Below are 13,962 nucleotides of genomic sequence, written 5' to 3'. Positions count from 1 at the left end.
AAATATGAGACTTAGATTGCCTCATGCGCCGTATGTAGCGAATAAGATAGCGATAGACCTTGCAAAAAGCGGATTTGTAACAATGACAAAAGGCATTGAGCCTGTAGCTGAAGCGGCCAAAGAACTTCTTGAGGATGATCTTAAAAAAGAGGCTGCTTTAGAAGAGAGAGTCAAAGAGATTATAGAAGAAAATGAAGAAGAGATAGAGTTTATGCTTGCGGATCCGAAACAGCTTTTCTGGATGATAAAGAAAAAACTGGCACCGGAATATGGTGTGATACTTGATTTTGAGGACAGATACAATGATCTTGCCCATAAAATACTGGACAGACTATATGAAGACGACCTTATAAGGTATGATGTACCGGAAAATAAAGTAAAAAATATCATTTTTAATGCGATAATGGATTATATAGGGACATATGAGGATATAGAAGAGGCTGTTCTGGAAAAGATATCGCATTATAAAAGAAAGCTGATACCCGGTTCTGAAGAGTTTGAGATGGTTTTTCAAAAAATGTATGAAGATGAACTGAAAAGAAGAGGTATGCTGTAGAATTTTGGTTAATATATGGTGATTGACGCTTTTGAAAGATGGGAAAATTGGGAGATTATATGAAAAAAGTATGGGTATATCTTGAAAACGGGATATTTTTGGAAGCCAGAAGTTTTGGAGCAGAGGGAACGAGAACCGGCGAAATTGTATTTAATACGTCAATGACAGGCTATCAGGAGATTGTGAGTGATCCGAGCTATGCCGGCCAGTTTATAACTTTTACGATGCCAGAAATCGGAAATGTGGGAACCAATGCTGATGATATGGAGAGTGCCGGGGCATATGCAAAAGGAATAATCGTAAGAAACTATCAGAAAAGATACTCCAATTTCAGAGCCCAGAGTTCACTTGAAGATTTTTTGAAAAGATTTGATATTATGGGAATAACAGATATAGATACCAGATTTTTGACAAAGGTTCTCAGAGAAGAAGGCTCTATGATGATGATAGCTTCAACCGAAATATCGGATGCGGGTGAGCTGAAAAAGATACTAAGCCAAAGCCCGAGAATTGAAGAGATAAACTATATCAAAGAGGTAAGTACAAAGAAAAGCTATCTGCATAAAAGTGCAACATATGATGCAAAAGAGTTCTGTTATAAAGCGCCTCCGAAACCGAAGGCTAAAATCATCGCTATAGATTTCGGGGTAAAAAGAAATATACTCAATAATTTAACCCAAGCAGGTCTCGAAGTAGAAGTAGTTCCTCATAACTTTAAAGCAGAGGACTTGATAGAAAAATACGAAAAAGGTGAAATTGACGGAGTTTTTTTATCTAACGGACCGGGCGATCCGCTTCTTCTTAAAGATGAGCATAAAGAGATAAAAAAACTTATTGATGCAAAAATACCTATGTTTGCCATATGCCTTGGACATCAGCTCCTTTCCATTTCGCACGGATATCCTACTTTCAAACTCAAATTCGGTCATCACGGAGGAAACCATCCTGTTAAAAATGTCAAAACGGGTAGAGTGGAGATAACAGCTCAAAATCACAACTATAATGTTCCTGAAAATATAAAAGAGGTTGCAGAAGTTACACATATGAATCTTTTTGACAATACTATAGAAGGACTAAAATATAAAAATTCTCCGATTTTTTCGGTACAACATCATCCTGAAGCCAGTCCAGGTCCTCATGAAAGTGCATATGTGTTCGAAGAGTTTGCTAAGGCTGTAGTGGAGTGTAAAAAGAATAGGAGTATCTGATGGAATTTATCAAAAAACTGACCGAATGGGTTATTGAAAAAGAAGAAGAGGCTGCAAAACAGTGTGCCATAGGTCTGGATACGATAGAAAAACAGCTTGAGTTTCTCAAAGAAAAAAAAATTGAGCTTCAAAAGAGATGCGATAAAAATTTAAAAGAGCTAGAAGAGCTTGAAAAGAGGGTAGAGAAGATAAAATCTATCGAACTTTTAAGATGTAAAAAATAGTTCTATTTATTTAATACTAAATTAACACACTTGTATTAAAATAGTATTTGTAATCATACCCGACTGCAACTGCATTCCTCACTCCTTTTTGAAGTGTTGAGATTTTTTCTCAACACTTTTTTATTTATAACTACTGTGAAACTATACAAAATTTGTAGTTTTGCCGTTTAAAAAGCAGGAGATTTATTATTAAATTGTGATTAAAATAATATTTAATTTAAAACATATTTAACTTTCTTTTGCAATAATAAAGAAAAAATTTCAGGAGCTATCATGAGAAATAAAATCGTACTGTCACTAGTTCTTGGTTCCGCACTTTTTGCCCAAAGCGTTACAGTAGAAAAGGTGATAATAGAAAGCGAAGCCGAAAGGAGTGTTGAAAAAGAGGTAAGTGCAGTTGAGATAGAGTTTACAAGACAGCAGGACCTGGCTGAAATACTATCTCAATCGCTTCCGGAAATAAATCTTGTAAGAGCCAGTGCGATAGGAAACGATCTGCTTCTTAGAGGTTTCAAAAGAGATGATATAAATGTTTTGATTGACGGAGCCAAAATCTACGGTGGATGTCCCAACAGAATGGATCCTCCTTCTATGCACATATCCGCTTCCCAGATAGATACGGTTGTTGTAAAAGAGGGACCTTTTGATGTTGAGAACTTTGGAAGTATGGGAGGAGTGATCGATGTCAAGACTAAAGATCCCAAAAAAGGTCTTGAAGGGGAGCTCTCTTTGACCGCAGGAAGTTTTGACTATAAAAAAATATCTGTTACCGGAAATGCTGGAGACGACAAAATAAAAATACTGATGGGTTACTCCCGTGAGTCCAGTGATCAGTACAAAGACGGCGACGGCAAAACTCTTGCCCAACAGAATATTGAAGCTTTGGGTGCGACGGCAGATGATGCCTATAAACCTGAATATAAAGATAAAAAAGCGTATAAAAGAGATATATTATGGACCAAAGCCAATATTTCAGTAGCAGACAATCAGGAGGCGAAACTGAGTGTTTACAAAGACAAAGCAACCGATGTTTTGTATCCCGCTTTCAAGATGGATGCGCAACTTGACGAAACTGTAATGGCGAACGGAGAGTATGTAATAAAAAATCTTTCAGAATATTCTGACAAACTTGCTGTGAAAGCTTACTATTCTCATGTAAGACACGATATGGGAACCGAATTTAGAAATGCCTCATCAAATCCTATGAAATATGGAACTCACAGGGTTAGAAGTACTATAAAGGGTACGAAAATCGAAAACTCTTTTGCTGCTTCCGGTGTGAAATGGAAAGTGGGAGTGGATACATCTCTTAGAAACTGGAACGGTATGTATCTGCGCGAACCAGCCGAAAATCCTGTACAGGTAAGAATTCCCGACGTTGATACTAAAAACAGAGCCCTTTTTGCAAAAGCGGTCAAAAATATCGGAAACTATACTATCAAAGTAGGCGCAAGATACGATAAAACAGATATCGATGCAAACAATCTTGATGATCCTACTATCGTATCAATAGCGGATATACAAAACTATTTTGCAGGTAAAACTAGCAAGACATACAATAATTTCAGCGCAAATCTGGTTGCCAAATATAACTATTCGAAAGATAGTTCCGTATTTATAGGCTTCGGACAGGGTATCAGGGTGCCGGATGCACAGGAGCTATATGCGATAATGTATATGAGTGGGATGTGGATGAGACAAGGAAATCCTGATCTCAAAGAGACGAAAAACAGAGAAGTAGATCTTGGATTCGAAACAAAAATTGCTGATGTAAAATTTAGAGGAACTCTTTTTTACAGCGATCTGAAAGACTATATATACGCGTACAAAAAAGGAAACACACTTACTTGGGCAAATATAGATGCCCATATATATGGAGGAGATATCTCCGCATTTGCACTTCTTACAGATGAGATTTCGCTTGAAGGTTCTATTGCATACCAAAGAGGTAAAAAAGATACACAACCAAGTGCTACACAGACTGATGAGGATATGGCCCAAATCCCTCCTCTTAGAGGAAGAGTTGCTATTACATACGATAATGGCGACTGGTTTGGAAGTATCGAAGGGGTTGCACAGAAAGGTTACAGCAGTTATGATGAAGATAACGGAGAACAGGCTGTCGGCGGTTGGGGAGTAGTAAATCTCAAAGCGGGCAAAGAGATAACCGACTCACTCAGGGTAAATGCTGGTATCGATAATCTTTTCGATAAAACTTATGCGGCAAACAATACATATGTTGGGAGAGCTCTTGTAGGAGATACTGCACCTCTGCTTATAAATGAACCGGGAAGATACATATATGCAAATTTAAACTACAGATTTTGATATAATTTCCTTTATGGGATGAAGTAAGGGAGAGGGTAGATTTTAGCCTTCTCTTTTGACTTCAAACTTTTAAAAAAGGATTCTTTATAGAGACTATTGATTTTTTGAGTATAGTCACTGTTGCTTTTTTGGGTAGTCTTGGGCACTGCATAGGGATGTGCGGGGGATTTGTCATAGCGTATACGACAGCGAAAGTAGATCCGTCCAAAGGAAAACTGAACTCTCTTCTGGCACATCTGATTTACAATACCGGAAGAACTTTTTCTTATGCTATTATAGGTGCAGTATTTGGATTTTTGGGAAGTATTCTGCTGATTTCTGCCAAAACACAGGGTGCACTCTATCTGGCAATCGGTCTTTTTATGGTTTTGATGGGTATCTCATTGACAGGGAATCTTAAATTTTTGACTTCTATAGAGGTCTCTCTTACAAAATATACCTTTTTTAAAAAACTGTTTTCAAAACTGATACATTCAAAAACGCTTCCAAGTTTCTTTTTTCTTGGTATGCTCAACGGATTTCTTCCCTGCGGACTTGTCTATTTCTTTGCAGCCTCTGCAGCCGCTACAGGTTCGCCTTTTTGGGGTGCGATAGTTATGACAATTTTCGGACTCTCCACTATTCCCGTTCTTTTCGGGCTTGGTACAATTGCAGGATTTTTGAAAAGCAGCAATTTTAGAAATTTAATGATTAGATTAGCTTCCGTTGTTATAATCTTATATGGATTTTATATAATATATAAAGGATATTGGTTCATTTTTGATCCAAACGCATCTATTCATACATGTCACTGAAAATGAAAAAGATAAAACTTACGCGCAGACCGCTTAGAAAATTTACTCTGCTTTATGTAGAAGACTCGGTATTGGAACAAAAAAAGATGCTACCTGTTCTGAACTTCTATTTTCCAAAAATTCATGTAGCATCAAACGGAAAAGAGGGATTGGAAATTTTTGAAAAAACAGAACCGGATATCGTAATCAGCGATACAAAGATGCCCGAAATGGACGGCATATCTATGGCAAAAGAGATTAGAAAAATAAATAAACATGTTCCGATTATACTTTTTGGCAATAAAAGTACGGACTGTCTTCTTGAGGCTATTGAGGCGAAAGTTGACAGATATCTGTTGAAACCCGTCGATATAAAAAAACTTCATGAGATTCTTGAAGAGACGGAAACAAAAATTTTTCTGGAAAAAGCCAGAAGCTATAACACTTTTCTGCTGCATCAATATAAACAGGCTATAGACAGTAGCAATATAGTTTCAAAAACGGATATCAATGGCATAATTACCTATGTAAATGACGAATTTTGCAAAATATCGGGATATTCAAGAGAAGAGTTAATAGGCAAAAATCACAATATCGTAAGACATCCTGATATTCCGAAAGAGGTGTATGAAAAATTCTGGAATACAATTCTTTCAAAAAAAATCTGGAAAGGCACAGTTAAAAACAGAGCAAAAGACGGAAGTACTTTTTATGTGAATACAACTGTAGTGCCGATAGTGGATTCAAACGGCAAAATTGTAGAATTTGTAGCAATAAGATATGATGTAACCGAATCGGTCAAACTTCAGGAGAGGTTGAAAAGAAAAGAAGAGGACCTGGAAAAACTCAATCGCGAACTTGAAAGAAGAGTCGAGGAGCAGACAAGAAAACTAAGAGAACTCAATCTTACTCTTGAAAAAAGAGTAATCAAAGAGGTTGAGAAAAACAGACAGAAAGACAAACTGATGTTTCAGCAGGCGCGTCTTGCTTCTTTGGGCGAAATGATAGGAAATATAGCTCATCAGTGGAGACAGCCGCTTATGGAGCTTGGAATTTTACTATATAACATAAAAAAGCGACATGATGAGAATACATTAGATAAGAAAATGATGCAGACTCTGTATGAAAAAAGCAACTCTATCATAGAAAGAATGTCCCAAACTATAAGTGATTTTCAGAATTTTTTCAAACCCAACAAGAAGAAAGAGAGTTTCAATATAGAAAAGGTTATAAAAGACTCTTTGACAATAGTTGAAGGAAGTCTTGAAAAAAGTGGAATCGAGATAAAAATGGATATAGAGAAAAATATCTCCATAGAGGGATATTCCAATGAATTTTCTCAGGTAATTGTCAATATAATAAATAATGCGAAAGATGTATTAAATCAGAAAAATCCTGAAAACAAAAAGATAGAAATAAGTGTGAAAACCAAGAGTGAGCAGACAGGCAACGGGAAAAAAGATTTTGTTGAAATTTTTATAAAAGATAACGGAGGAGGGATTGATAAAAAGATTATTGATAAAATTTTTGAACCATATTTTACTACCAAACATAGTAAACAAGGAACCGGCATAGGCCTTTATATGTCAAAAATGATTATTGAACAGAGTATGAACGGTACTCTTGAAGCCAGAAATCATGATGATGGTGCAGAATTTATAATTAAACTACCTTTGGAGTATGAGAAAGATGGAAAATTGCAAAAAACTGCTTAAAGAGTTATCTCTATTATATGTGGAGGATGAAAAAAATATTAGAGAGCTTTTAAAAGATGTTCTCTCCGGTGACTTTAAAAATTTTTATACCGCTTCCGATGCACAGGAAGGAATGGAAATTTTTATGTCGAAAAAACCTGATATAGTAGTAACAGATATCGAAATGCCAGGTACCAACGGTCTTGAATTTGCAAAAGAGATCAAACAGATATCAAAAAACACCCCTGTTCTTTTGTTAACGGCATATAGCGAAAAAGAGAGGCTTTTCAAAGCGATTGATGTAGGTGTAAATAAATATCTCGTAAAACCTTTTACACCGGAGAAGTTGCTTGATGTTTTATGTGAAATTGCAGAAGGACTATATAAAGAAAATATTTTTGTGAACCTGGGTGAGGGATTTGTTTTTGATATGAAAAAAAGAGAACTCTTAAATTCAAAAAAAGAGCCTATAATACTTACAAAAAAAGAACTCCTCTTTGTTGAACTTCTTGCAAAAAATCTTGGAAGAGTTGTTACGATCGAAGAGATACGTTCAACTGTATGGCAGGATGATATTTTTACTGAAGCTGCTCTTAGAGCACTGGTTAAGAGAGTGAGACAAAAAAGTTCCAAAACATTGATAAAAAACTTCCCGGGAATCGGATATAAGATAAAAGAGTGAAATAGTATAAACAGTAACCCTGCTTTAATTAATATCAAACTTTTATAGTTATTTAACTCTCAGACATAAGCCCCAAGCTTTTTTATAATTATAGATAATAAATAAAATAACAATAACCTACAATTCGTTGTTTTGCAGTTTTCCTTAATATTGTCTTATATAAAACTGATAGATAGTTTCTTATGTATTTAAGCTTTATGATATATAAACTCTACTATAATTCTAAATTGTAGTGACAAAATTGTGACCAAAATTAAGGAGGAGCTGCATGCAACACAATCCTGCAGTTGAGTATGATTATACTGTTGCAAAATGGTTTAGCTATCTGACCATTTTGTTCGGAATTCTGGGTATGGGCGTTGGCGTTCTGATCGCCTTCCAGTTGGCTTTTCCCGAACTTAACTATATTTTCGGAGAATACAGTCTTTTTAGCAGACTGAGACCAATCCACACAAATGTTGTGGCATACGGATTTACAGTCAGCGGTATATTTGCCACATGGTATTATGTAGGACAGAGGGTCCTTAAAGTATCAATGGCAGAGTCCAAGTTTCTTATGACTATTGGAAAAGTCCATTTCTGGATCTATTTTATTACTGCTCTTTTGGCTGTTGTATCTCTACTTTTCAGAGTAACAACATCAAAAGAGTATGCACAGTTTGAATGGCCACTCGATATTCTGGTCGTTGTACTGTGGGTTCTTTGGGGTGTAAGTATATTTGGACTTATAGGAATAAGAAGAGAAAAGACTCTCTATATCTCTCTTTGGTATTATATAGCAGCATTTCTTGCAGTTGCGATGCTATATCTTTTCAATAATATGGAAGTACCTACAAGACTTGTTACAGGATACGGAAGCTGGTTGCACTCCGTTTCATGGTACGCAGGAACAAATGATGCGATGGTTCAGTGGTGGTTCGGACACAATGCAGTTGCGTTTGTTTTCACGACTCCGATAATCGCTATGATCTATTATTTCCTACCTAAAGAGTCAGGACAGCCTGTATATTCTTATAAACTGTCGCTTCTTTCCTTCTGGGGATTGATGTTTGTATATCTTTGGGCAGGCGGACACCACCTTATCTACTCTACAGTTCCGGACTGGATGCAGACAATGGGTTCTATTTTCTCTGTTGTGTTGATTCTTCCGTCCTGGGGAAGTGCTCTTAACATGCTTCTTACCATGAAAGGTGAGTGGAATCAGCTTAAAGAGAATCCTTTAATCAAATTTATGGTTCTTGCTTCAACGTTCTATATGTTGAGTACTCTTGAAGGGCCGATTCAGTCAATCAAATCTGTTAACGCACTTGCACACTTTACCGATTGGATTCCAGGACACGTTCATGACGGAACGCTCGGATGGGTAGGATTTATGATAATTGCTGCCCTAATGCATATGGCTCCGAGATTTTACAAAAGAGAGATTTACAGCAAAAAACTTCTTGAGATGCAGTTCTGGCTGCAGACAACCGGTATAGTTCTATACTTCTCAAGCATGTGGATTGCAGGTATTACACAGGGTATGATGTGGAGAGCTGTTGACCAGTATGGTAACCTTGCCTACTCTTTCATAGATACTGTTACAGTTCTTCATCCATACTATACATTAAGAGCAATAGGCGGTTTGATGTACTTTATTGGTCTGTTTATGTGGGCTTATAATTTCTATAAAACTATGACGGCGTCAAAAGCGATTGAGAAAGAACCTCAATTTGCTTCACCGATGGCAGCATAAGGAGGTATGAATGTTTGGATGGTTAGAAAGAAATCCCTTTTTCTTTGCGGTTGGTGTATTTGTAGTAATCGCTTTTGCGGGACTTATCGAGATATTGCCTGATTTTGCACAGCAGTCAAGACCTTTAGTGGGAACGAAGCCATATACGGTACTTGAGCTTGCAGGAAGGCAGGTTTATATAAAAGATAGTTGTAATGCGTGTCATTCGCAGCTTATCAGACCTTTTAAATCTGAAACGGATAGATACGGAATGTACAGTCTCAGTGGAGAGTATGCATATGACAGACCTTTCCTTTGGGGTTCTAAAAGAACTGGTCCCGATCTTCACAGGGTAGGAAACTACAGAACGACGGACTGGCATGAAAACCATATGTGGGATCCCACTTCTGTTGTTCCCGGTTCTATTATGCCTGCATATAAGCATATGTTTAAAAACGATACTGATATAGAAACGGCATATGCTGAGGCATTGACAGTCAAAAAGGTGTTCAATGTTCCTTATGATACAGATATTGACGGCGACGGAAAAATCGATGTACCGCTCGGCAGTTATGAAGAAGCGGTTGAGAATGCAAAAAAACAGGCGGCAGAGATAGTAGCACAGATGAAAAACCAGGATGTAAAAGATGCATTCAAAAACGGTCAGATAAAAGAGATTGTCGCTCTTATTGCATATCTGAACAGGTTGAAATAAAAAGATGGACTTAAGAGAGATACAGGCTTATGCCTATTTTTTCTTTGTAGTGTTTTTGACTCTAGTTTTGTACGGATATATAGTGCATCTGTACAGAAGTGAAAAGAAGGGTCTAAGAGATTATGAAAAATATGGAAAAATCGCACTTGATGATGAGCCTGGATCTCCTCCTGTCGAGGAGATCAAAAGCGATGAAAAAGCAAATGATAAAAAGGAGCAGTAAATGAACTGGCTAAGTGATAACGTCAACGCCTTAGCATTGCTTGGTGCTGCTGTTATCCTGATACTCACGGTCGGGGTAGTCGGCAAGTACTTTAAAGATATAAAAGAGGGAAAATCTGAAGGTAAACTGAAAGATGAAAACTGGGATGGAATAGGCGAATACAAAAACAACTCTCCTATAGGCTGGTCTCTTGCATTTATGGGAACTATTATCTGGGGATTCTGGTATTGGTTTGTGGGATATCCTTTAAATGCATATTCACAGATAGGAGAGTATAACGAAGAGGTTGCGGCACATACGGCAAGATTTGAAAGCAAATGGGCCAATCCGACTCAGGAAGATCTGATGGGTATGGGTGAAGGCGTTTTTCTTGTACAGTGTTCACCATGCCACGGTATAGATGCCACCGGGATCGAAGGAAAAGCAGGAGACTTGACAAAGTGGGGACATAAGCAAGGTGTAATAGATACTATTAAAAACGGCTCCAAAGGTCTTGGCTTTCCTATGGGAGAGATGCCGGGGGGACTTGTTCAAGATGATGCTGAGATAGATGCAGTTGCGGAATATGTTGCAAGCGGACTTAAAGGTGAAGGGAAAGGCGCCGAGGTATTTGCAACATACTGTGCAAGTTGTCACGGCCCAGATGGGAAAGGAATGGGAGGAATGGCTCCTGACCTAACTCAATATGGTACACATGCTTTTGTTTCGGAAGTTCTTAAAAGAGGTAAAATAGGCGGACATATCGGTACTATGCCTTCTTTTAAAGGAAGATTGACTCCGGTACAGGAAAAAGCGGTAGGCATATATATCCTATCACTTGGCGAGTAAAGGAGATAAAATGGAAAACACCAATAGAAACGTATTTGGACTTCACGGCATAGGCGGAATGTTAATCGCAGTTGTACTGCTTCTTTCCATATTGGCATTTTTGTCTACGCTTGCATTGCAAACACAAAATGCTACCGCGCAGCAGGCATATGAGATAAAAGATCCGATGAGTATAAAAATGTACGGTCCGGATCTCGAAAATGAAAAACATGTTGTTATTTACGGTAAACCGGTAGGCGGTGATACTAAACACAAATATCAGTTTGTAGAGAAGTAAATTTAAATGACCCAGACAGCAGCAGATGCAAAAAAGATGAAAACCAGCGACTACCTAAGAGGGTGGGTGCCATACAGATACAAGAGATATTTGTTTTACGGGGCTATAACGATAATAGCACTAGTATTGCCATTTATAAAGATAGGTGGCAACCATTTCTTTTTGCTGAATTTCGATCAGAAGCAACTGCATCTGTTTTTCGTCAGATTCGATATGCAGGAGCTGTACCTTATGCCATTCGTGCTTCTGCTGCTGTTTTTGGGGATATTTTTTCTAACCACACTGGGGGGAAGAGTGTGGTGCGGATGGGCATGTCCGCAGACTATATTTCGGGTTATATACAGAGATCTGTTCGAGACTAAACTGCTTAGACTGAGAAAAAGAATAGATAATAAACAGATAGAGCCTGATATGAGTAAACCTTCAAATCAGGCAAAAAAACTGATAGCTATACTTCTGTGGTCCGTTCTTGCATTTGTAGCGGCGGCGGATTTTCTATGGTATTTCATACCGCCCGAGGAGTTTTTCCAATATATCCAGAACCCGGGCGATCATCCGATACTTATGGGTTTTTGGATAAGTACGGCACTTTTTTTAATAGCAGATATCGTGTTTATAAAGGAGAATTTCTGTATCTATATCTGCCCATACGCAAGAGTACAGTCGGTAATGTACGATGATGATACCTTCCAGACTGTATACGACTATAAAAGAGGCGGTAAGATATATGAAGAGGATCCCCAGACACACCAGATAGTCAAAAGAGTAAAAAACAGAAAAGAGCTTCTGGAACAAGACCCGGAGGCAGAGTGTACATACTGTGACAGCTGTGTGCGAGTATGTCCTACCCATATAGATATAAAAAAGGGTATGCAGCTTGAGTGCATCAACTGCCTCGAGTGCGCAGACGCATGTACCAAAGTGATGGGGGCACTGGGAAAAGAGAGCCTTATCAGATGGACAAGCTACCACGCTCTTGAGAGCGGAGGAAAGACAAGAGTATTCAGATTCAGAGTGATAGCATACCTTGTGGCTCTTACCATAGTTCTAATAGCACTCTTCTGGATGGGGACAAAAAAAGAGAGTATGCTCCTTAACATAAACAGAACGAGCCAGCTGTACAAAATAACAGCGGACGGAAGAGTGGAGAACTCATATGTATTTTTGTTTCAGAATACAGATACAAAAGACCACAGGTACTATTTCGAGATAGCGGACAATAAAGATATAGCTATAAAAAGACCCAAAAAGCCTTTCAATCTGATAGCGGGTAAAAAGGTTAAAAAGATAGTTATACTCTATGCCAGAAAACCTCTGGTAAAAGAGAGCAGAAAAGATACGCCTATTCCTATTACCATCAGAGCGTATGCTGTTGACGACCCGAAAATATCCGTCACCAGAAAAACTGTCTTTGTCTACCCCAGGTGGGACATTGTTGAAAAGAAAATGAAGGGTACAAAATAGATATTCTTGAAATATGTTAAAATACAACTATTCAAAAGGAGGCCGTTATGGTTGATAAGTTTGAAGCGATAATCGGAGTTATGCTGCTGATTTCTGCTCTTATAACATTATGGGCAGTTCTTACACCTTTTCATGCGTATGTAGGTTAAATGTCAAAAAGTTTTAAATTTAAGAAAGGAGCTCTTTTGGCTCCCTTTCTTTTTTTTCTTCTAACCGGCTTTCTCAACGCTTCCGATTTCATTCTGAAAAATGACAATATACTGCCCGAAAAAACTGTCATGAAAATAGATGAGATGGGAAAAGAGCTTCAGGAAAAAACCGGCGTTTCTGTCTATATTGTAGCAGTTAACCACATAAGCGGCACCAATTTTAAAGAGTATGAAGAAAATGTTAGCAAAAGTTTAAAGCCGCCTTTTATATTGTTAACCATTGCTTTAAATGATAAAAAAATAGATATTATTAGTTCAGATGATGTGAAAAGTAGATTTGACAAAGAGACAGTGCTCAGTCCACTACCTTGGAAAGGTTCGATTTTGCCTCTCCTTACCCAGGAAAAGGGCGGTAAAGCCAATGTTCAGGCTGCATTGCTGAACGGATATGCAGATATTGTAGACCAGGTATCATCATCTTATGGCGTTGAACTGGCCTCATCCGTAGGTAGTGACAACAGATATGTATATGATGTACTGAAGCTCTTTTTCTATGGTACGATCATTCTGATTTTGATAAGATATCTATATGGGAGATTTGCAAAAAAATGACAGAAAAAAGCAAAAACTACTGGCCGCACTTTATAATAGGTCTTGTTCTTTTTTCGGCAGGGCTTGTGGGCTGGACAATAAAAGCTGCAATTGACAATCCTGTGGAAATGGACAACAGTTATATGTTGAACTACCATACAGTTGATGATAATATTAACGATATTTTAAAAAAGCAGCAGATTTTTGATAAAAATTATAAATTGGCTATAGAGAACGAAAAACTTGAACTTGGTAAAAACCGGATAGTTTTCAAACTTTTTGATAAATCCGGAAATATTGTTGAAAATGCTAAAGTCAGTCTTCTTGTAACACGGCCCGAGACTGTAAAATATGACAAAAAAATTGACGCGAAATATATTGGCGACAGATATGTAGCAGAGGTTGATCTGGATTTGGAAGGCAGATGGAATATTATTGCGAAAGTGAAGCTGCCTGATGTGGAAGGTTTCAAAACATATAAACTCTCAACTCTGGATATCCCCAAAGAATAGCGGTACACTTTTTAAAAGCTACCC

General features: G+C 37.7%; 15 protein-coding genes. All 15 read left to right on the top strand.

Features of this window, described 5'->3' with window-relative positions; all coding sequences use genetic code 11:
* Positions 1-4: 4 nt before the first annotated feature.
* The 15 genes from EPR_RS08465 to EPR_RS08395 all read left to right on the top strand — a co-directional run bounded on the left by EPR_RS08465 (position 5) and on the right by EPR_RS08395 (position 13,938).
* On the top strand, positions 5-556 hold the full coding sequence (locus EPR_RS08465; RefSeq protein ID WP_200762790.1) for a DUF507 family protein: 552 nt from the start codon (positions 5-7) through the stop codon (positions 554-556).
* 59 nt (positions 557-615) lie between these two features.
* Positions 616-1,764, top strand: a complete 1,149-nt coding sequence (gene carA, locus EPR_RS08460) for a glutamine-hydrolyzing carbamoyl-phosphate synthase small subunit (protein ID WP_200762789.1) — start codon at positions 616-618, stop codon at positions 1,762-1,764.
* Positions 1,764-1,988 (top strand): hypothetical protein, encoded by a 225-nt coding sequence (locus EPR_RS08455; protein WP_200762788.1) that lies wholly within the window; start codon positions 1,764-1,766, stop codon positions 1,986-1,988. The genes carA and EPR_RS08455 overlap by 1 nt, the downstream gene beginning before the upstream one ends.
* Positions 1,989-2,261: 273 nt before the next feature.
* Positions 2,262-4,316 carry a TonB-dependent receptor gene (locus EPR_RS08450; protein WP_200762787.1) on the top strand — a complete coding sequence of 685 codons (2,055 nt, stop codon included), beginning with the start codon at positions 2,262-2,264 and terminating at the stop codon, positions 4,314-4,316.
* Positions 4,317-4,420: 104 nt separating this feature from the next.
* Positions 4,421-5,110, top strand: coding sequence for a sulfite exporter TauE/SafE family protein (locus EPR_RS08445; protein ID WP_200762786.1), 690 nt, complete (start codon positions 4,421-4,423; stop codon positions 5,108-5,110).
* A gap of 2 nt (positions 5,111-5,112) precedes the next feature.
* Complete coding sequence (locus EPR_RS08440) at positions 5,113-6,804, top strand: hybrid sensor histidine kinase/response regulator (protein ID WP_234697127.1); 1,692 nt, start codon at positions 5,113-5,115, stop codon at positions 6,802-6,804.
* On the top strand, positions 6,779-7,465 hold the full coding sequence (locus EPR_RS08435) for a response regulator transcription factor (RefSeq protein WP_200762784.1): 687 nt from the start codon (positions 6,779-6,781) through the stop codon (positions 7,463-7,465). The genes EPR_RS08440 and EPR_RS08435 overlap by 26 nt, the downstream gene beginning before the upstream one ends.
* A 268-nt stretch (positions 7,466-7,733) precedes the next feature.
* Positions 7,734-9,200 (top strand): cytochrome-c oxidase, cbb3-type subunit I, encoded by a 1,467-nt coding sequence (ccoN, locus tag EPR_RS08430; protein ID WP_200762783.1) that lies wholly within the window; start codon positions 7,734-7,736, stop codon positions 9,198-9,200.
* 10 nt (positions 9,201-9,210) lie between these two features.
* Positions 9,211-9,894: a cytochrome-c oxidase, cbb3-type subunit II gene (ccoO, locus tag EPR_RS08425; protein WP_200762782.1), complete on the top strand. Its 684-nt coding sequence runs from the start codon at positions 9,211-9,213 to the stop codon at positions 9,892-9,894.
* Between the two features lie 4 nt (positions 9,895-9,898).
* Positions 9,899-10,117 (top strand): cytochrome c oxidase, cbb3-type, CcoQ subunit, encoded by a 219-nt coding sequence (locus tag EPR_RS08420; RefSeq protein WP_200762781.1) that lies wholly within the window; start codon positions 9,899-9,901, stop codon positions 10,115-10,117.
* Positions 10,118-10,945 (top strand): c-type cytochrome, encoded by an 828-nt coding sequence (locus tag EPR_RS08415; protein ID WP_200762780.1) that lies wholly within the window; start codon positions 10,118-10,120, stop codon positions 10,943-10,945. It abuts the gene before it with no gap.
* A 10-nt stretch (positions 10,946-10,955) separates the two neighbouring features.
* Positions 10,956-11,222, top strand: coding sequence for a DUF4006 family protein (locus EPR_RS08410; protein ID WP_200762779.1), 267 nt, complete (start codon positions 10,956-10,958; stop codon positions 11,220-11,222).
* A gap of 6 nt (positions 11,223-11,228) precedes the next feature.
* Positions 11,229-12,686: a cytochrome c oxidase accessory protein CcoG gene (gene ccoG / locus EPR_RS08405; RefSeq protein WP_234697126.1), complete on the top strand. Its 1,458-nt coding sequence runs from the start codon at positions 11,229-11,231 to the stop codon at positions 12,684-12,686.
* A gap of 185 nt (positions 12,687-12,871) precedes the next feature.
* A complete protein-coding gene (locus EPR_RS08400; protein ID WP_200762778.1) occupies positions 12,872-13,447 on the top strand; it encodes a TPM domain-containing protein in 576 nt (191 codons plus the stop codon).
* On the top strand, positions 13,444-13,938 hold the full coding sequence (locus EPR_RS08395) for a FixH family protein (RefSeq protein WP_200762777.1): 495 nt from the start codon (positions 13,444-13,446) through the stop codon (positions 13,936-13,938). The genes EPR_RS08400 and EPR_RS08395 overlap by 4 nt, the downstream gene beginning before the upstream one ends.
* Positions 13,939-13,962 lie beyond the last annotated feature (24 nt).

The sequence above is a fragment of the Nitrosophilus alvini genome (assembly GCF_015100395.1).
GTDB lineage: Bacteria > Campylobacterota > Campylobacteria > Campylobacterales > Nitratiruptoraceae > Nitrosophilus > Nitrosophilus alvini.
The sequence above is the reverse complement of the archived record's forward strand: the minus strand, read 5'-3'. Positions and strand labels throughout refer to the sequence as shown.